This window comes from Streptomyces sp. NPDC016469 (genome assembly GCF_040632905.1).
GTDB lineage: Bacteria > Actinomycetota > Actinomycetes > Streptomycetales > Streptomycetaceae > Streptomyces.
This window is the reverse complement of the sequence record NZ_JBEYCQ010000013.1, coordinates 115,994-134,241: the sequence shown is the minus strand read 5'-3', so window position 1 is coordinate 134,241 and position 18,248 is coordinate 115,994. Positions and strand designations below refer to the sequence as shown.

Annotated in this window: 14 protein-coding genes; 12 read left to right on the top strand and 2 right to left on the bottom strand. The window is 71.1% G+C overall.

Features of this window, described 5'->3' with window-relative positions; genetic code table 11:
• Positions 1 to 93 precede the first annotated feature (93 nt).
• Positions 94 to 1,287, top strand: a complete 1,194-nt coding sequence (locus ABZ565_RS17325; protein ID WP_361026820.1) for a right-handed parallel beta-helix repeat-containing protein — start codon at positions 94 to 96, stop codon at positions 1,285 to 1,287.
• A gap of 56 nt (positions 1,288 to 1,343) precedes the next feature.
• Here ABZ565_RS17325 and ABZ565_RS17320 read toward each other — a convergent pair whose 3' ends face one another.
• Complete coding sequence (locus tag ABZ565_RS17320; RefSeq protein ID WP_361026817.1) at positions 1,344 to 2,510, bottom strand: alanine--tRNA ligase-related protein; 1,167 nt, start codon at positions 2,508 to 2,510, stop codon at positions 1,344 to 1,346.
• Between the two features lie 388 nt (positions 2,511 to 2,898).
• On the opposite strand from ABZ565_RS17320, the gene ABZ565_RS17315 reads away from it, so the two are divergent.
• The 5 genes from ABZ565_RS17315 (at position 2,899) to ABZ565_RS17295 (ending at position 7,387) form a co-directional block, all read left to right on the top strand.
• Positions 2,899 to 4,137 carry a MurT ligase domain-containing protein gene (locus tag ABZ565_RS17315; protein WP_073968916.1) on the top strand — a complete coding sequence of 413 codons (1,239 nt, stop codon included), beginning with the start codon at positions 2,899 to 2,901 and terminating at the stop codon, positions 4,135 to 4,137.
• A gap of 34 nt (positions 4,138 to 4,171) precedes the next feature.
• Positions 4,172 to 4,900 (top strand): glutamine amidotransferase, encoded by a 729-nt coding sequence (locus ABZ565_RS17310; RefSeq protein WP_073865163.1) that lies wholly within the window; start codon positions 4,172 to 4,174, stop codon positions 4,898 to 4,900.
• A 167-nt stretch (positions 4,901 to 5,067) separates the two neighbouring features.
• A complete protein-coding gene (locus ABZ565_RS17305; protein ID WP_361026812.1) occupies positions 5,068 to 6,093 on the top strand; it encodes a 6-phosphofructokinase in 1,026 nt (341 codons plus the stop codon).
• A gap of 118 nt (positions 6,094 to 6,211) precedes the next feature.
• Complete coding sequence (locus ABZ565_RS17300; protein WP_361026809.1) at positions 6,212 to 7,162, top strand: cytochrome c oxidase assembly protein; 951 nt, start codon at positions 6,212 to 6,214, stop codon at positions 7,160 to 7,162.
• 66 nt (positions 7,163 to 7,228) lie between these two features.
• Positions 7,229 to 7,387: a hypothetical protein gene (locus ABZ565_RS17295; RefSeq protein ID WP_361026806.1), complete on the top strand. Its 159-nt coding sequence runs from the start codon at positions 7,229 to 7,231 to the stop codon at positions 7,385 to 7,387.
• On the opposite strand, the gene ABZ565_RS17290 is transcribed toward ABZ565_RS17295, so the two are convergent.
• On the bottom strand, positions 7,371 to 7,850 hold the full coding sequence (locus tag ABZ565_RS17290) for a diadenosine tetraphosphate hydrolase (RefSeq protein WP_361026803.1): 480 nt from the start codon (positions 7,848 to 7,850) through the stop codon (positions 7,371 to 7,373). The genes ABZ565_RS17295 and ABZ565_RS17290 overlap by 17 nt on opposite strands.
• An 824-nt stretch (positions 7,851 to 8,674) precedes the next feature.
• Between ABZ565_RS17290 and ABZ565_RS17285 the strand changes: the two genes are divergently transcribed.
• The 6 genes from ABZ565_RS17285 (at position 8,675) to ABZ565_RS17260 (ending at position 18,193) form a co-directional block, all read left to right on the top strand.
• Positions 8,675 to 10,222 carry an endo-1,4-beta-xylanase gene (locus ABZ565_RS17285; RefSeq protein WP_361026801.1) on the top strand — a complete coding sequence of 516 codons (1,548 nt, stop codon included), beginning with the start codon at positions 8,675 to 8,677 and terminating at the stop codon, positions 10,220 to 10,222.
• A 182-nt stretch (positions 10,223 to 10,404) separates the two neighbouring features.
• Positions 10,405 to 13,164 carry a glycoside hydrolase family 48 protein gene (locus ABZ565_RS17280; RefSeq protein WP_361026990.1) on the top strand — a complete coding sequence of 920 codons (2,760 nt, stop codon included), beginning with the start codon at positions 10,405 to 10,407 and terminating at the stop codon, positions 13,162 to 13,164.
• Positions 13,161 to 13,361 (top strand): hypothetical protein, encoded by a 201-nt coding sequence (locus ABZ565_RS17275; protein ID WP_361026798.1) that lies wholly within the window; start codon positions 13,161 to 13,163, stop codon positions 13,359 to 13,361. Before ABZ565_RS17280 ends, ABZ565_RS17275 begins: the two co-directional genes overlap by 4 nt.
• 140 nt (positions 13,362 to 13,501) lie before the next feature.
• Positions 13,502 to 15,631 (top strand): glycoside hydrolase family 6 protein, encoded by a 2,130-nt coding sequence (locus ABZ565_RS17270; protein WP_361026795.1) that lies wholly within the window; start codon positions 13,502 to 13,504, stop codon positions 15,629 to 15,631.
• Positions 15,632 to 15,798: 167 nt separating this feature from the next.
• A complete protein-coding gene (locus ABZ565_RS17265) occupies positions 15,799 to 17,400 on the top strand; it encodes a sigma-70 family RNA polymerase sigma factor (protein WP_361026792.1) in 1,602 nt (533 codons plus the stop codon).
• 79 nt (positions 17,401 to 17,479) lie between these two features.
• Positions 17,480 to 18,193 (top strand): lysophospholipid acyltransferase family protein, encoded by a 714-nt coding sequence (locus ABZ565_RS17260; protein WP_361026789.1) that lies wholly within the window; start codon positions 17,480 to 17,482, stop codon positions 18,191 to 18,193.
• Positions 18,194 to 18,248: the final 55 nt, after the last annotated feature.

Genomic DNA, 18,248 nt, shown 5'->3' with positions numbered 1-18,248 from the left:
TGGCCATGGCATCACTCTACGGTCGAGGGAAAGCGCTTGCACCCCGCCGGGCGGCAGTTCCGTCCGGCCCACTCCCCCCACCTGGAGTCGAAGATGCAGCTCAAGCCTGTTCTCGCCTGTGCCGGTCTGCTGGCCGGTTCGCTCGCCGTTCTGGGCGCCCCCGCGCAGGCCGCCCCCGGTCAGGAAATCGCTTCCCTCGCGGCCTCGGCACTGTACGTGGCGCCGGACGGTACCGCCGACGCCGCCGGCACCGAGTCGGACCCCACCACACTCGCCTCGGCGATCAGCCGGGTGAACGCCGGCGGCACGATCTACCTGCGCGGCGGCACGTACCGCTACGGGCAGACGGTCACCATCCCGCCGGGCAACGACGGCACCTCGGGCGCCCGCACCACCATGGCCGCCTACCCGGGCGAGCAACCGGTGCTCAACTTCTCGGAGATGAATGAGGACCCCGCAAACCGCGGACTCGCGGTGAACGGCGACTACTGGCACATCGACGGCCTCACGGTCGAGCACGCCGGCGACAACGGCATCTTCGTCGGCGGCAGCGACAACGTCATCGAGCACGTCGTGACCCGCTTCAACCACGACTCGGGGCTCCAGATATCCCGGATCTCCTCCGACACCCCCGACGACGAGTGGCCGGCGGACAACCTCGTCCTCAGCTCCGAGTCGCACGACAACGCGGACTCCGACGGCGAGGACGCTGACGGGTTCGCCGCCAAGCTCACCGCGGGCCCCGGCAACGTCTTCCGCTACACCGTCTCCCACAACAACATCGACGACGGCTGGGACCTGTACACCAAGACGGAGACCGGCCCCATCGGCCCGGTGACCATCGAGGACTCCCTCAGTTACGACAACGGCACCCTCTCCGACGGGACCGTGAACAGCGACGGCGACCGCAACGGCTTCAAGCTCGGCGGCGACGGGATCAAGGTCAACCACATCGTGCGGCGCAACATCGCCTACAACAACGGCCACCACGGCTTCACGTACAACAGCAACCCCGGCTCGATGACCGTGTCCGACAACGTCGGCATCGACAACGAGGAGCGCAACTTCTCCTTCGACAAGGGCACTTCGGTGTTCCGGGACAACACCTCCTGCCGCAGCGGTGACGGCTCCAACGACAAGACCGTCGGCGACGCGGACGGCTCCAACCAGTTCTGGACCGGCTCGAACGGCTCCCGGTGCTCCGCCTACGACGGGGCCCTGGACTGGTCGTTCGCCTCCGACGGCCGCCTGGTCGTGTCCTTCGGCGGGACCGTGGTCACTCCGTAACACGTCGTCCTGCGGTGCCGGGGGGGCGGACAAGCCCCCCCGGCACCGCTGCCGTCTCACTCCTCGCGCAGGCTCGTGACCAGGTCGCGCGGCAGCCCGTGGGTGTCGTGGAGGTAGTGGAGGTCCTCCTCCGTCAGCGTCCCGCGGAACCGGGGCCGGGCCAGCACCTGCCGTCCGCGTTCCAGGAGCCGGTCGAACCGGCGCTCCTCGTCGGCCAGCACGCGCAGCACCTCCCCGGGGTCCGCCTCCTGCCGGAAGTGGTCCAGGGTGTGCCGGACCGGCTCGGACGGCAGATCGCCGAGCGTGCGCGAGGGGTCGTCGCGCCGGAGCACGGTCAGAGCCCGTCGCAGCAGGCGGCGCAGCACATATCCGCGTCCCGTGGCGGCCGGGCGGACGCCGTCGCCGATGACGACGACGGCGGAGCGCAGGTGGTCGCACATCAGCCGCAGCGAGGGCTCGTCCAGTGGCCAGAGGGCCGGTGCGAGCCGGCGCCAGGGATCGAAGACATCGCACTCGAACACCGAGCGCCTGCCCTGGAGCAGCGAGGCCAGCCGCTCCAGGCCGAGCCCGGTGTCGACGTTGCGCCGAGGCAGCGGCACCAGTGAGCCGTCGTCGAGCCTGCGGTGGCTCATCGTGACGTGGTTCCACACCTCCACCCAGCGGTCGTCCCCCGTGGGCGTGGAGACGGGCGGCCCCTCGCCGCTCCACAGGAAGATCTCCGAGTCGGGGCCGCACGGCCCGGTCGGCCCGTTGGACCACCAGTTGTCCTCCACGGTCGGCTCCACGGGGACGCCCAGCTCCTGCCACGTCCGCAGCGAGGCGGTGTCGCGCTCGGTGCGCTCGTCACCGGCGTACACCGTGGCGTGCAGCCGGCCGCGGTCGACGCCCAGGCCCTCGGTGAGCAGCCCGTACCCCCATTCCAGGCTGCGCGGTCCCTCGTAGTCGCCCAGCGACCAGCTGCCGAGCATCTCGAAGACGGTGAGGTGGGTGGCGTCGCCGACCTCGTCCAGGTCGGTGGTGCGCAGGCACCGCTGCCGGTTGACCAGCCGGCTGCCCAGCGGGTGCGGGCGGCCCTCCAGGTACGGGGTGAGGGGATGCATCCCGGACGTGGTGAAGAGCACGGGGTCGCCCGGCGGCGGCAGCAGGGTGGAGCCGGTGATGCGGCGGTGGCCGCGCTCCTCGAAGTACTCGAGGAAGGTACGGGCGAGCTGTTCGGTTTCCATGGGGACGGCTCCTTCGCGGGTGGCGGGGAGGCGCCGGAGAACGGGACCGTTCGGTCACCCGGCCGGGGAGGAATCACCGCGGCACCACCGACGGACCGTTTCCGGTCGCCGGGGGAAGGGAAAGTCAGACGGCGGCAACCGGCGAGCTGGTCGCTCGCGCGGTCGCGGTGGTGGTGATGCCGTTGACGTCCATACGCCGACGGTAACGCGCCCCCGGCCGCCCGTGCACCCGGATTCCGTCGCCGGCGGGCCCGTGGAGAACGTGACGGCCCGCTCACGCGTCCTCCATTCCACGGGAAGTCCACGTGCCGGACGGTGCCGCCGTGCGGTCATGGTGCCGGACATCGATAGGCTGGGCGGCGGACCGATGCAAGGAGGATCTAGGACGATGGCAGGCAACACGGAGCCGTTGTCGCCGCGGGCCAAGCTGGCCGTGACGGCGGGCAAGGCCGCTGCGGCGGTGTCGCGGGCGGCCGGGCGGGGCAGCGGGTCGGTGATCGGCGGCCGGGTGGCGCTCAAACTCGACCCCGACCTGCTCGGGCGGCTGGCGCAGCACCTGGACGTGATCCTCGTCTCGGCGACGAACGGCAAGACGACCACCACCCGGCTGATCGCCGAGGCGCTGCGCGCCGCGGGCCCGGTCGTGTCGAACGCGCTCGGCGCCAACATGCCCGCGGGCATCACATCGGCGCTGGCCGGCGGCTCCGACGCGCAGTACGGCGTGATCGAGGTCGACGAGAAGTACCTCGCCGGGGTGGCCCGCGACACGACGCCCAAGGTGATCGCGCTCCTCAACCTCTCGCGCGACCAGCTGGACCGGGCCGCGGAGACGCGGATGCTGGCCGAGAAGTGGCGCGAGGGGCTGTCCGGCTCGAAGTCCGTGATCGTGGCCAACGCCGACGACCCGCTGATCGTCTGGGCGGCCTCCTCCTCCCCCAACGTGGTGTGGGTCGCGGCCGGCCAGGCGTGGAAGGACGACGCCTGGTCCTGCCCGTCCTGCGGCGGGGTCATGCAGCGTCCCGGCGACGACTGGTTCTGCGGCGAGTGCGGTTTCCGGCGTCCGCCGCCGAGCTGGGTCCTGCACGGCGACTACGTGCTCGATCCGCACGGTTCGGCGTGGCCGATCCACCTCCAGCTCCCCGGCCGCGCCAACAAGGCCAACGCCACCAGCTCGGCGGCCGTCGCGGCGGTCTTCGGTGTGCCGCCGCAGGTCGCGCTGGAGCGCATGTACCAGGTGCAGGCCGTCGCCGGCCGGTACGACGTGGTGAGCTTCCTCGGCCGGGAGCTGCGGCTCCTGCTGGCGAAGAACCCGGCGGGCTGGCTGGAGACGTTCTCGCTGATCGACCCGCCGCCCACCCCGGTCATCCTCTCGGTGAACGCGCGCGGCGCGGACGGCACGGACACCTCGTGGCTGTGGGACGTCGACTACACCCAGCTCGCGGGCCACCCGATCTTCGTGCTCGGCGACCGCAAGCTGGACCTCGCGGTCCGCCTCGAAGTGGCCGGACTCGACTTCCGGGTCTGCGAGAACCTGGACGAGGCCGTTCAGCAGGCTCCGCCCGGACGCATCGAGGTCATCGCCAACTACACCGCCTTCCAGGACCTGCGCCGCCGTGTCGGCAACTGACCCCGGCCCCGGGCCCCTCCGGAGAGGACGAAGCATGAGCAACAACAGCCTGCGGCTGGTGTGGGTGTACCCGGACCTGCTGAGCACCTACGGCGACCAGGGCAACGCCCTGGTGGTTGAGCGCCGGGCCCGGCAGCGCGGCCTGGACGTGGCGCGCGTCGACGTGCGCAGCGACCAGCCGGTGCCCACGTCGGGCGACATCTATCTGATCGGCGGCGGCGAGGACCGGCCGCAGCGGCTCGCGGCGGAGCGGCTGCGCCGCGACGGCGGGCTCAGCCGGGCGGCGTCCAACGGCGCGATCATCTTCTCGGTCTGCGCCGGCTACCAGATCCTCGGCCACGAGTTCATCAACGACCTCGGTGAGCGCGAGCAGGGTCTCGGTCTGCTGGACGTGGTCTCGACGCGCGGCGAAGGTGCGCGGTGCGTCGGCGACGTGCTCGCGGACATCGACCCCCAGCTGGGCCTTCCGCCGCTGACCGGGTTCGAGAACCACCAGGGCGTCACGCACCTCGGGCCGACGGCGCGACCGTTCGCCCGGGTGCGGTTCGGCCGGGGCAACGGCACGGGCGACGGCACCGAGGGCGCGTACAACGACACCGTGTTCGGCACGTACATGCACGGTCCGGTGATGGCGCGGAACCCCATGATCGCGGACCTGCTGCTGAAGCTGGCCCTCGATGTGAACGCCCTGCCGCCGACCGACGACCGGTGGTACGAGGCGCTGCGCGCGGAGCGCGTCGCGGCTGCCACGCAGCCCGCCTGACCAGGAGATTCACCGCTGGTCCGATGAGGGGCGCATGGCTCAGTTGAGCGGCGTCCAGCAGGCGGACGCCCGGTTCGGTCCCGCCACCCTGCGCCGGTAGGGTGGCGGGGATCCAACCGGACGACGTGGTCCGGTCGTCGGCCCACGTTGCAAAGGTTCCCCGGGCAATGCGAATTGGTGTGCTCACCTCCGGCGGCGACTGCCCCGGCCTCAATGCCGTCATCCGGTCCGTCGTCCACCGCGCTGTGGTCGACCACGGCGACGAGGTCATCGGCTTCCACGACGGGTGGCGGGGCCTCCTGGAGTGCGACTACCGCAAGCTCGACCTGGACGCCGTGGGCGGCATCCTCGCCCGTGGCGGTACGATCCTCGGCTCTTCCCGGGTGCAGCCGGCGCATCTGCGCGGGGGCGTCGAGACGGCCCGCGGCCATGTGCGGGACCTCGGGCTCGACGCGATCATCCCGATCGGCGGCGAGGGCACCCTCAAGGCGGCGAACCTGCTGTCCGAGGCGGGGCTGCCGATCGTCGGTGTGCCGAAGACCATCGACAACGACATCGCCTCCACCGACGTCACCTTCGGCTTCGACACCGCCGTCGGCGTCGCCACCGAGGCGCTGGACCGGCTGAAGACCACCGCCGAGTCGCACCAGCGCGTCATGATCGTCGAGGTCATGGGCCGCCACACCGGCTGGATCGCCCTGCACTCCGGCATGGCGGCCGGCGCGCACGCCGTCGTCGTACCGGAGCGTCCCTTCGACATCGACGAGCTGACCGAGGTCGTGGGCCGGCGCTTCTCGGCGGGCAAGAAGTTCGCGATCGTCGTCGTCGCGGAGGGCGCGAAGCCGCGGGAGGGCTCCATGGACTTCCAGTCGGGCGCCAAGGACGTCTACGGCCACGAGCGCTTCACGGGCGTGGCGACCCAGCTCTCCGTCGAGCTCGAGCAGCGCCTCGGCAAGGAGGCCCGCCCGGTGATCCTGGGCCACGTCCAGCGTGGCGGCACGCCGACCGCGTACGACCGCGTCCTCGCGACCCGGTTCGGCTGGCACGCGGTGGAGGCGGCGCACCGCGGTGAGTTCGGCATGATGACGGCGCTGCGCGGCACGGACATCACCCTGGTGCCCCTCGCGCACGCCGTGGAGACCCTGAAGACGGTCCCGGCCGCCCGGTACGCCGAGGCGGAGTGCGTGCTCTGAGCGACACCCCGACACGAGACCGCCCCCGGCCGCATCCTCGGCCGGGGGCGGTTCTACTCTGGTCGGGACAACCAGCACGAAACGGGGACGTCCCGGCGTTCCCATCGGGAGTGAACAGATGGATCACAGCGGGCACGGCATGGACATGGACCTGCCGCCGTTCACGCTGGGACGCGGGCTCCACTTCTCCGCGGACCCGTTCTTCCTGATCGGCTGCGTTCTGGCGGTGCTGCTGTACGGGTACGGGGTGCTGCGGCTGCGGCGGCGCGGGGACGCGTGGCCGGTGGGGCGCACGGTCCTGTTCATGACCGGGGTGCTGACGATCGCGCTGGTGATGTGCACCCGGCTCAACGACTACGGCATGGTCATGTTCAGCGTGCACATGGTGCAGCACATGGTGATCAGCATGCTGTCGCCGATCCTGCTGCTGCTGGGCGCGCCCGTGACACTGGCGCTGCGCGCGCTGCCGGTGGCGCAGCGTGGCACCAAGGGGCCGCGCGAGCTGCTCCTGATGCTGCTGCACAGCCGGTACATGAAGATCGTCACGCATCCCGCGTTCACGATTCCGCTGTTCATCGCCAGCCTGTACGGCCTGTACTTCACGCCGCTCTTCGACTACCTGATGGGCTCCACGGCCGGGCACCTCGTGATGATGGTGCACTTCCTGGCGGTCGGTCTGTTCTTCTTCTGGCCCATCATGGGTGTCGACCCGGGTCCGCACCGCCCCGGGTATGTGATGCGGATGCTGGAACTGTTCGCCGGGATGCCGTTCCACGCGTTCTTCGGGATCGCCCTGATGATGGCCTCCACGCCGATGGTGGAGGTGTACAAGGACCCGCCGGGCTCGCTGGGCATCGACGCGCTGTCCGACCAGAGCGCGGCGGGCGGCATCGCCTGGGCGTTCAGCGAGATCCCCTCGGTGGTGGTCCTGGTGGCCCTGGTGTTCCAGTGGTACCGCTCGGAACAGCGGACGGCGAAGCGCTCGGACCGGGCGGCGGACCGCGACGGGGACCAGGAGCTCCAGGCGTACAACGCGTATCTCGCCTCGTTGCAGGCGCGCGGACAGTAGCGGCGGACCCTCCTTTCGGGTGACGATGGCCTTTACGGCCGCGCGGCCGACGAGGAGGGTGCGCGCATGTCCGGATCCACGAAGACGATGGGAATGCTCACCGGCGGCGCCTTGGTGGCGGTGACCGCCTACACGGTGGCCCTGGGGAGCAACGGCTGGCTCTGGTTCGGCTGGGTGATCCTGGGGCTGATCACGATCGGAATGGCGGCTACGCGGGAGACCTGAGGCGGTCCAGCTCCTCGCCGATCGCCTCGCGCAGGGCGGCGTGCCGGGCGCCGAGCGCGTGGCCCTCGTCGCTCCAGCGCTCGCGCGGGTGCAGCCACACCGGCCTGCCCACCAGCTCCGGCGGCTCCCAGTCGTACCGGGGCCACACGTGTGCGTGCAGGTACGGATGGGTGTTCCCGAGGATCTCCAGGTTGACCCGTCGGAAGGCGGGGTCCAGCTGCTTGCAGGCGCGTTCGACGGCCTCGCCCAGGACGTCCATGTCGGCCAGAAACGCCAGCCGCCGGGGGCGCGGGAGTTCGGACAGCCGCCGCACGGCGGGGTCGTCCACCAGCAGCACCGAGTATCCCGGCAGGAACTGGACGTCCCCGATCACGGCGAACCCCGCCTCCAGCCTCCGGAGCACCGTGGGGTTCCCGCCCCGGAGCGCGGTGCCGATCCTGTCCTGCCGCCAGTCGTCCGCCATGGGTGACGACTGTACCGACGGCGGCGGCGACCGTACCGGGCCCCGGGCGCGTCCGCCGGAGGCTGGAGCGCTCCCATGCGCTGTTCCGCGTCCGGCGGACGCGGATTCGGGAAGCGTTACGCCGAGGTGAACCGGCGCATACAGTGACCGGCCGCAACCGGTTCCGTCCGGGCCGCACGACCGGCCCGGCCCCATGCGGGCACCCCACCGTTGCCGCGTACACCTTTCGGGACCGGCGATGGCGATGCGAACACCGCAAACGCCTGCGGCAGCTGTCGGCGCTCCCGCCCCTCCCGTCACTCCCGGTCCGATTCGACGGACGGGCGGCCGTCGTCGCCGGGCCGGCCTCGCCGCCGAAGAGTCCTGCCGGGTGTGCCATTGCCCTGCGCTTCGTCGCCACCGGTCGCGCCGTGGAACCCGTCACCGCGGTGAAGGCACACCTCACTCCGGGTGACCACGGGCACGCGCCCCGGATGCACCGTCCGGCCGCGCACGCGGCCCCGCGCATGCGATTGCGAACGTCTCGGGCGGACGCCGCCAGGCGCGCCCCCGCCTCTGGTTACCGGCAGTTACCCGGTCGACAACTCCGCTGCGCCGGGAGTCCGTTCGACGTATGGCCGCGTTCACACGCCCGTAAGCCAGTTGCGCTTTAACTCTTGACAGGTGCCTGTCGCCACGCCACCTTGGGAGCGCTCCCACAATCAAGACTTGCACACTCCACCCCCTCCCCTTCTCCCCCAACGCCGTTGAACCGCAAGGGCGTTACGGGGCGCAGCCGCGCTCCCCGTGACGTTCAGCGCTACCGGCAGAGGAAGGCGTTTGTCATGAACTTGGTGAAGCGCTGTAGCCCCCTCCGCTCTCCGGGGTTCCCGGCCGTCGTGGTCGGCGCCCTCGCCCTGGCCACCGGCCTGGCGGGCGGGCCGGCGTCGGCCGCACCGCAGGACACGCTGCACGACCTCGCCGCGGCCCAGGGCAGGTACTTCGGCTCCGCCACCGACAACCCCGAGCTCCCCGACGCGGCCTACGCGGCGAAACTGGGCTCCGAGTTCGGGCAGATCACCCCCGGCAACTCCATGAAGTGGGACACCACCGAGCCCACCCGGGGCCGGTTCGACTTCACCAAGGGCGATGTGATCACCGACTTCGCCCAGGAGCACGGCCAGACCGTGCGCGGGCACACCCTGGTCTGGCACAACCAGCTGCCCGGCTGGGTGGGCTCGCTGCCCTCGGCCGAGGTGGAGACGGCCATGACCGACCACATCACCGCGGAAGCCACCCACTACCGCGGCGAGGTGGCCGCGTGGGACGTGGTGAACGAACCGTTCAACGAGGACGGGACCTTCCGCACCAGCCCGTTCTACAACGCCATGGGCAAGGACTACATCGCCAAGGCCCTGCGCGCGGCGCACGCCGCCGACCCGGACGCCAAGCTGTACATCAACGACTACAACGTCGAGGGCAAGGGTGCGAAGAGCGACGCGATGTACGGCCTCGTGAGCGATCTGCTCGCCGAGGGCGTGCCGCTCGACGGGGTCGGGATGCAGGCGCACCTGGCGACCCAGTACGGCTTCCCCTACCAGATGCAGGCGAACATGCAGCGGTTCGCCGATCTGGGCCTGGACGTCGCCGTCACCGAACTTGACGTGCGCATGCAGCTTCCGGCGGACGCCGCCAAGCTCGCCACCCAGTCCTCCTACTACGCGCAGGTGGTCGACGCCTGCCTCGCCGTCGAGCGCTGCGTCGGCATCACGGTGTGGGACTACACGGACAAGTACTCCTGGGTGCCGAGCACCTTCCCGGGCGAGGGCGCCGCCAACCTGTACGACGACAACCTGACCCCGAAGCCCGCCTACGCCGCCGTGCGCACCGCCCTGGGCGACGAGGACGGCGGCGACGACGGGGGTGACGACGGCGGCACGCCGGGCACCCTGAAGGCCCAGTACCGCGCCAACGACACCTCGGCCGGCGACAACCAGATCAAGCCCGGCCTCCAACTCGTGAACACCGGCAGCGCCCCGGTCAGCCTCCCCGCGGTGACCGTCCGCTACTGGTTCTCCGGCGACAACGGCGCCTCAACGTACGGTAGTTGGTGCGACTGGTCGCCGATCGGCTGCTCCACCATCACGCACCGGGTGGTGGCCGCGAGCACTCCGAAGGCCGGCGCCGACCGCTACCTCGAAGTCGGCTTCGCGAGCGGCACCCTCGCCCCGGGCGCCTCGACGGGCGAGATGCAGCTGCGCCTCAGTAAGACGGACTGGTCGAACTTCAACGAGTCCGACGACTACAGCCACGGCGCCGGCGCCTCGTACGCGGACGCCTCGAAGGTCACCGTGTACGTCGGCGGCGAACTGGTCTGGGGCATCGAGCCCTGATCCCGGGGGCCCCGCTCAGGCCCCCGCTCCCCTCGCGTGACCCCTCCCCGTAGACCCTTCCGCGGAACCGCCGCACCCCGTCCCCACCGCTTCCCCTCCTCCCCTCCCCCTCGACGACACCCGCCACTGGAGGATTTGTGTCGATATCACGTAGAACGTTCAGCAGCGCCCTCGGCGGCAGCGTGCTGGCCATGGGTCTGGCCCAGGGCACCGCGACCGCCGGGCCCGCCTCGGCCCAGGCCGGTACCGGAGCCCGCGCGGCCGCCGCCGGCGACGACCCGTACACGCAGGCGTTCCTCACCCAGTACGGAAAGATCAAGGACGCCGCGAACGGCTACTTCAGCCCCGACGGCCTCCCGTACCACTCGGTCGAGACCCTGATGGTCGAGGCGCCGGACCACGGCCACCAGACGACGTCGGAGGCCGTCAGCTTCTGGATGTGGCTGGAGGCGGCGTACGGCAGGGTGACCGGTGACTGGGCGCCGTTCAACGCGGCCTGGGCGGTGGCCGAGAAGACGATCATCCCCCAGCACGCCGACCAGGCCAGCAGCGACGCCTACAAGCCCTCGGCGCCCGCGACCTACGCACCCGAGCACCCGTTGCCCAGCGGCTACCCCTCGGTCATGGACACCGGCGTCTCGGTGGGCAGCGACCCGCTCTCGGCCGAACTCGCGTCGTCCTACGGGAACATGGACGTCTACGGCATGCACTGGCTGATGGACCTCGACAACACCTACGGCTACGGCAACAAGCCGGGCACGGGCGGCCAGTCCGGGCCGGGTGCAGGCGCCTCCTTCATCAACACCTACCAGCGCGGTGCGCAGGAGTCGGTGTGGGAGACCGTCCCGCAGCCGACCACCGACCTCTTCAAGTACGGCGGCCCCAACGGGTACCTGGACCTGTTCGTCGGGGACAAGAGCTACGCCAAGCAGTGGAAGTACACCAACGCGCCGGACGCCGACGCCCGCGCGGTGCAGGCTGCCTACTGGGCGTACCGCTGGGCCTCGGAGCAGGGCAAGGGGAGCCAGGTCGCGGCCTCGGTGGCGAAGGCCGCCAAGATGGGCGACTACCTCCGATACGCCATGTTCGACAAGTACTTCAAGCGGATCGGCGACTGCACCGATCCCAACTCCTGCCCGGCCGCCTCCGGCCGGGACTCCCAGCACTACCTGCTGTCGTGGTACTATGCCTGGGGCGGGTCCGCGGGCACCGGCGGTGGCTGGGCCTGGCGCATCGGTGACAGTGCCTCGCACCAGGGTTACCAGAACCCGCTGGCCGCGTGGGCGCTGTCCAACGTGCCCTCGCTCACCCCCAAGTCGGCGACGGCCAAGTCGGACTGGTCCAAGAGCCTGACCCGGCAGCTGGAGTTCCTGACCTGGCTGCAGTCCAGCGAGGGCGCCCTCGCCGGCGGCTGCACCAACAGCTGGGAGGGCAGCTACAGCAAGCCTCCGGCCGGCACGCCCACCTTCTACGGCATGGCGTACGACTGGCAGCCGGTGTACCACGACCCGGCCAGCAACAACTGGTTCGGCTTCCAGGCGTGGGGCATGGAGCGCGTCGCCGCGTACTACTACGTCACCGGCAACGCGACCGCCGAGGCGCTGCTCTCGAAGTGGGTCGCCTGGGCGTCGAGCGAGACGACCATCGGCGCCGACGGCAGCTTCCGCTTCCCGTCCACCCTGAACTGGACGGGCGAGCCGGACACCTGGAACGCCTCGTCGCCCGGTGACAACGCCGGTCTGCACGTCTCCGTCGTGAACTACGCCAACGACGTCGGTGTGGGCGCCGCGTACGTCAAGACGCTCACCTACTACGCCGCCAAGTCGGGCGACGAGGACGCGGCGGCGCTCGCCAAGGCGCTGCTGGACGCGATGGCGACGAACGCCACGGACAAGGGCATCTCGGTGCCGGAGACCCGGCTGGACTACAACCGGTTCGAGGACGAGGTCTACATCCCGTCCGGCTGGTCGGGCACCATGCCCAACGGCGACCCGATCCGGTCCGGTTCGACGTTCATCTCCCTCCGCAGCTGGTACAAGGACGACCCGGACTGGCCGAAGGTGCAGGCGTACCTGGACGGCGGGGACGCGCCCGTCTTCACGTACCACCGCTTCTGGGCGCAGGCCGCGCTCGCCCTGGCCTTCGCGATCTACGCGGAGCTGCTGGTGGAGGGCGGCGGCGGTGAGCCGGGCGGCGACACCGAACCGCCGACCGCGCCGGGCGGCCTCACGGTGACCGCGACCACCAAGGACAGCGTCTCGCTCTCGTGGACCGCGTCCACCGACAACGTCGGCGTGACCGGCTACGACGTGTACCGCAACGGCGTGCTGGCGGGCAACGCGACCGGGCGGACGTTCACCGACTCCGGCCTCGCCGCCGGCACCGAGTACACCTACGCGGTCGCGGCCCGGGACGCGGGCGGCAACACCTCGGCGCTGTCCGACGCGGTCCTCGCCAAGACCAAGACGGGCGGCTCGACCGGCACCGGCGCGGTGAAGGTCCAGTACAAGAACAACGACTCCTCCGCGACGGACAACCAGATCCGGATGGGCCTGCAAGTCGTGAACACGGGCAGCGCGCCCATCGACCTGTCGACGGTCAAGGTGCGGTACTGGTTCACCGCGGACGGCGGACCGAGCACCTTCGGCACCTACTGCGACTACGCGGCGCTCGGCTCCTCCACCGTCACGCACACGGTGGTCGCCGTCTCCAGCCCGAAGACCGGCGCCGACCGCTACCTGGAGGTCGGGTTCGCGGGCGGCGCGGGCACGCTGGCCGCCGGCGCCTCCACCGGTGAGATCCAGCTGCGGCTCAACAAGAGCGACTGGTCCAACTTCAACGAGAGCAACGACTACAGCCGGGCCACCAACACCTCGTACGCGGACTCCTCGAAGGTCGGCGCCTACGTCGCCGGCACGCTCGCCTGGGGAATCGAGCCGTGACACGCCACCCCCTGCCGGCACTGGCCGGGACGGCCGCCGCCCTGGTCCTGGCCGCCGCGTCGATGCTGACCGGCGCGTCCACGGCCCCCTCCGACGAGCCCGACCACCACAGGCGGAACACCGGCACGGCCGTCACCGACGCCTCGAAGGCCGGGGTGTACGTCAACGGCGCCCTGTCCTCGGGCACCGCCCCGTGACCGGCTGAACCGCCGGTCCCCCCACCACTCCCGATGGCGGGTCACACACTCACCCCGCTGAACCCGCCATCGGGCAGCACCCCCCATGAACCCGTCTGCGGGGAGTTTCCGCAGGCGTACGAGAGGAGCACGGAGCCGCAATGAGTACCAGAGGCACCATCAAGCAAGGTCTGCGCAGGAGGCTGGCCGCAGCCTCCGCCCTGGCCATGGGCGCAGCGCTGGCGGTGGCGATCCCCACCACCGCCGACGCGGCGGCGGCCCGGGTCGACAACCCCTACGTGGGCGCCAAGGCGTACGTGAACCCGGACTGGTCCGCCCTGGCGAAGGCCGAGCCGGGCGGGGCGGCCATCGCGGACACGCCCGCCTTCGTCTGGATGGACCGCATCGCGGCCATCGACGGCACGGAAGGGAAGCGGAGCCTGCGCGGCCACCTGGACACCGCCCTCGCCCAGGGCGCGAACCTGTTCCAGGTCGTCATCTACGACCTTCCGGGACGCGACTGTGCCGCGCTGGCCTCCCACGGCGAGCTCGGTGCCACGGAGATCGACCGCTACAAGAACGAATACATCGACCCGATCGCCGACATCCTCGCCGACCCGGCGTACGCGAACCTGCGCATCGTCACGATCATCGAGCCCGACTCGCTGCCCAACATCGTCACCAACGCGGGCGGCACCGCCGGTTCGACCGAGGACTGCGCGACGATGAAGGCGAACGGCAACTACGAGAAGGGCATCGGCTACGCCCTTCACACCCTGGGTGCCATTCCCAACGTCTACAACTACATCGACGCCGCCCACCACGGCTGGCTCGGCTGGGACAGCAACATGGCCCCGGCCGGCCTGGAGTTCAAGAAGGCCGCCACCTCCGAGGGCGCCACGGTGAACGACGTCTCCGGCTTCATCGTGAACACGGCGAACTACTCGGCTCTCAAGGAGCCGAACTTCAAGATCACCGACACGGTGAACGGCACCACCGTGCGCCAGTCCAAGTGGGTCGACTGGAACTACTACACCGATGAGCTGACGTTCGCCCAGGCACTGCGCACCCAGCTGGTCGGCCAGGGCTTCAACTCCAACATCGGCATGCTGATCGACACCGCCCGCAACGGCTGGGGCGGCCCCGACCGGCCCACCTCGGCGGGCCCGCTGACCAGCGTGGACGCCTACGTCAACGGCGGCCGCGTCGACCGGCGCATCCACGCCGGCAACTGGTGCAACCAGAGCGGTGCCGGCATCGGTGAGCGGCCCACCGCCGCCCCCGAACCCGGGATCGACGCCTATGTGTGGGCGAAGCCCCCGGGGGAGTCGGACGGCAACAGCGAGCCCGAGGAGAACGACGAGGGCAAGGGCTGGGACCGGATGTGCGACCCGACCTATGAGGGCAACGGGCGCAACGGCAACAGCAAGACGGGCGCGCTGCCGAACTCCCCGGTCGCGGGCCACTGGTTCTCCGCGCAGTTCCAGGAGCTGGTGCGCAACGCCTACCCGCCGATCGACGGCAGCGGCGAGAACCCCGGCGGTGGCGACGACGACACGCAGGCGCCGACCGCGCCGACGGGTCTGACGTCCACGGCGAAGACCAGCAGCAGCGTCTCGCTGTCCTGGACCGCGTCGAGCGACAACAAGGCGGTGACCGGTTACGACGTGTACCGGGGCGGCACCAAGGTGGGTTCGACCACCACCACCTCGTACACGGACACGGGTCTGTCGGCCTCGACCGCCTACAGCTACACCGTCAAGGCGAAGGACGCGGCCGGTAACGTCTCGGCGGCCTCCTCGGCCCTCTCCGTCACCACCTCCGCCGGCGGCGGCACCGGAACGGGCGCCCTGAAGGTCCAGTACAAGAACAACGACTCCTCCGCGACCGACAACCAGATCCGGATGGGTCTCCAGCTGGTCAACACCGGCAGCACGGCGGTGGACCTGTCCACGGTGAAGCTGCGCTACTGGTTCACCCCGGAGTCCGGCTCCTCCACCTTCGGCACCTCGTGCGACTGGGCGGTCATCGGCTGTGGGAAGCTGAGCCTGGCGGTGAAGTCGAACGGTTCGGCGGCCGGTGCCAGCCAGTACCTGGAGGTCTCCTTCGGCAGCGGCACCCTCGCGGCCGGCGCCTCCACCGGTGAGATGCAGCTGCGGCTGAACAAGAGCGACTGGTCCAACTTCAACGAGGCGGACGACTACAGCCACGGCACGGGCACCTCGTACGCCGACGCTTCCAAGGTCGGCGTGTACACGGCCGGTGCGCTCTCCTGGGGCACCGCGCCCTGATCAGTGACCGGATGATCCGGTGACTCCGTCCGGCCCCGCCACCGTGTGGCGGGGCCGGACCTCTTTACGCACAAGTGAGCGACGGGTTTTTGTTATGGTCTCCGGCCGGGCGGCATCTCCCAGGTGTGCGTGAAGCCAGAACAGGACTCCGGAAGAGTGAGCACAGCATGGGCCAGGACCGCGAACGGGCGTTGATCAAGGCGGCGCGGGCCGGTGACGGCGACGCCAAGGACCAGCTCGTCGCGTCCTGTCTTCCGCTGCTCTACAACATCGTCGGACGCGCGCTGAACGGCCACGCGGACGTGGACGACGTGGTGCAGGAGACGGTCCTGCGCATGCTGCGCGCCCTGCCCGGCCTGCGGAACCCGGAGAGCTTCCGCTCCTGGCTGGTGGCCATCGCGATGAACGAGATACGGGGGCACTGGCGCGACCGGCAGTCCGCCGCGATCCCCGTGGAGCCCCTGGCCACCGGCCACGACCGGGTCGATCCGGCGGCGGACTTCGTGGACGTGACGATCCTGCGGCTCGGCCTGTCCGGGCAGCGCCGGCAGGTCGCCGAGGCGACCCGCTGGGTGGACGAGGACGACCGGGCGCTGCTCTCGCTGTGGTGGCTGGAGGCGGCGGGCGAGCTGACCCGGGCCGAGGTGGCCACCGCGATGAACCTGTCGCCCGAGCACACCGCCGTACGCGTGCAGCGGATGAAGGAGCGGCTGGACACCGCCCGGGTGGTAGTGGGCGCGCTGGCCGCGCAGCCCCGGTGCGTCCTGCTGGACGACATCCTCATCGGGTGGGACGGGACGCCCTCGCCGCTGTGGCGCAAGCGCATCGCGCGGCACGCGCGCGGCTGCACGGTCTGCTCCGGGTTCGGCTCGGGGCTGGTGCCGGCCGAGCGCCTGCTCGTCGGCCTCGCGCTGGTGCCGCTCGCGGTGGCCGGGGCGGGCCGGGCCCCCCGGCCGGCCGAGGTCGCGGCCGGTACGCCCCTCGCCGCGCCCGCACGGCCGGGCCGGGCGGCCCGGCGGCGGGACCAGGCGCGCCGCCGGCGGCGGAACGCCGTGGTGGCGTCCGTCGTCGCGGTGGGCGTGCTGGGGGCCGGGGGCACCGCCGTCCATCTGTCGACGGGGGACGACGGCGGCGACGAGGTCTCCGTCGCGACCGCCCCCGAGACCGACGGCTCGGTCACCGCGGCCGCTTCCGCCGGGGCGTCCGCTTCCGCGACGCCGTCCGCCTCTCCCTCGCGCTCCGCCGGGAGCCCGGGCCCGAGCGCCACACGGACGAAGGACCGGGCGGAGCCGAAGAGGACGACGGCGCCCGCGACCAGGCGTCCCCCGGCGACGAAGTCCCCCTCCGCGACCCGGCCGGCCCCGGCCCGGCCCGCGCCGTCCCCGCCCTCGGACGCGGAACAGGTCCTGGCCCTCGTCAACACCGAGCGGGCCGAGGAGGGCTGCGGGCCGGTGACCGGCAACGACCGGCTGACGACCGCCGCGCAGCGGCACTCCGAGGACATGGCCGCGCGGGACTACTTCTCGCACACCTCGCAGGACGGCTCGGACCCCGGTGAGCGGATCACGGCCGCCGGTTACCGGTGGAGCACGTACGGGGAGAACATCGCCAAGGGGCAGCGGACGCCGGCCGACGTGATGAACTCCTGGATGAACAGCCCGGGCCACCGGGCGAACATCCTGAACTGCTCGTTCAAGGAGCTGGGTGTGGGCATACAGGACAGTCCCGGCGGCATCGTCTGGACCCAGGACTTCGGCGCGGGGATGTGAGGCCGCGGCGTCGCCCGGCGGACGCGGGGTACATGTCTTCATCATCGACCCGCTGATGCCACCGGACCGGGGAGAGACCGTGTTCTACTACGTCCTCAAGTACGTCGTTCTCGGGCCGGTGCTGCGGCTGCTGTTCCGGCCGGTCATCGAGGGCGCGGAGCACGTTCCGGACGACGGCGCCGCGATCGTCGCGGGCAACCATCTGTCGTTCTCCGACCACTTCCTGATGCCCGCGATCCTCAAGCGGCGGATCACCTTCCTGGCCAAGGCCGAGTACTTCACGGGCCCGGGCGTGAAGGGCAGGCTGACGGCCGCCTTCTTCCGCAGCGCGGGCCAGATCCCGGTGGACCGGTCGGGCAAGGAGGCGGGGCAGGCCGCGATCCGCGAGGGCATCGGGGTGCTGGAGCGGGGCGAGCTGCTGGGCATCTACCCGGAGGGCACGCGCTCGCACGACGGGCGGCTCTACAAGGGCAAGGTCGGGGTCGCGGTGATGGCCATCCGGGCGGGGGTGCCGGTGGTGCCGTGCGCGATGGTCGGCACCTTCGAGATCCAGCCGCCCGGCAGGCGGCTCCCCCGCCTCAAGCCCGTCACCATCCGCTTCGGCGAACCGCTGGACTTCTCGCGCTACGCGGGCCTGGAGAACGAGAAGGCGGCCGTCCGGGCGGTGACCGACGAGATCATGTACGCGATCCTGCGGCTCTCCGGCCAGGAGTACGTGGACGAGTACGCCGTGAAGGTGAAGGAGGCGGCCCAGGGCAAGCAGCCGGGCCGGTTCCCGAAACGGCGACGCTGACAGCGGATCCGCGAGCGGCGAACGCCGCCGGCCGGGGGCGTGGGCCGGGCATAGC

Excerpts from the sequence above, each read along its gene's own strand:
- ABZ565_RS17310 (WP_073865163.1), top strand. The coding sequence starts at position 4,172 with ATGAGCAACAACAGCCTGCGGCTGGTGTGGGTGTACCCGGACCTGCTG.
- ABZ565_RS17265 (WP_361026792.1), top strand. The coding sequence starts at position 15,799 with ATGGGCCAGGACCGCGAACGGGCGTTGATCAAGGCGGCGCGGGCCGGT.
- ABZ565_RS17325 (WP_361026820.1), top strand. The coding sequence starts at position 94 with ATGCAGCTCAAGCCTGTTCTCGCCTGTGCCGGTCTGCTGGCCGGTTCG.
- ABZ565_RS17270 (WP_361026795.1), top strand. The coding sequence starts at position 13,502 with ATGAGTACCAGAGGCACCATCAAGCAAGGTCTGCGCAGGAGGCTGGCC.
- ABZ565_RS17315 (WP_073968916.1), top strand. The coding sequence starts at position 2,899 with ATGGCAGGCAACACGGAGCCGTTGTCGCCGCGGGCCAAGCTGGCCGTG.
- ABZ565_RS17295 (WP_361026806.1), top strand. The coding sequence starts at position 7,229 with ATGTCCGGATCCACGAAGACGATGGGAATGCTCACCGGCGGCGCCTTG.
- ABZ565_RS17290 (WP_361026803.1), bottom strand. The coding sequence starts at position 7,850 with ATGGCGGACGACTGGCGGCAGGACAGGATCGGCACCGCGCTCCGGGGC.
- ABZ565_RS17320 (WP_361026817.1), bottom strand. The coding sequence starts at position 2,510 with ATGGAAACCGAACAGCTCGCCCGTACCTTCCTCGAGTACTTCGAGGAG.
- ABZ565_RS17300 (WP_361026809.1), top strand. The coding sequence starts at position 6,212 with ATGGATCACAGCGGGCACGGCATGGACATGGACCTGCCGCCGTTCACG.
- ABZ565_RS17305 (WP_361026812.1), top strand. The coding sequence starts at position 5,068 with ATGCGAATTGGTGTGCTCACCTCCGGCGGCGACTGCCCCGGCCTCAAT.
- ABZ565_RS17285 (WP_361026801.1), top strand. The coding sequence starts at position 8,675 with ATGAACTTGGTGAAGCGCTGTAGCCCCCTCCGCTCTCCGGGGTTCCCG.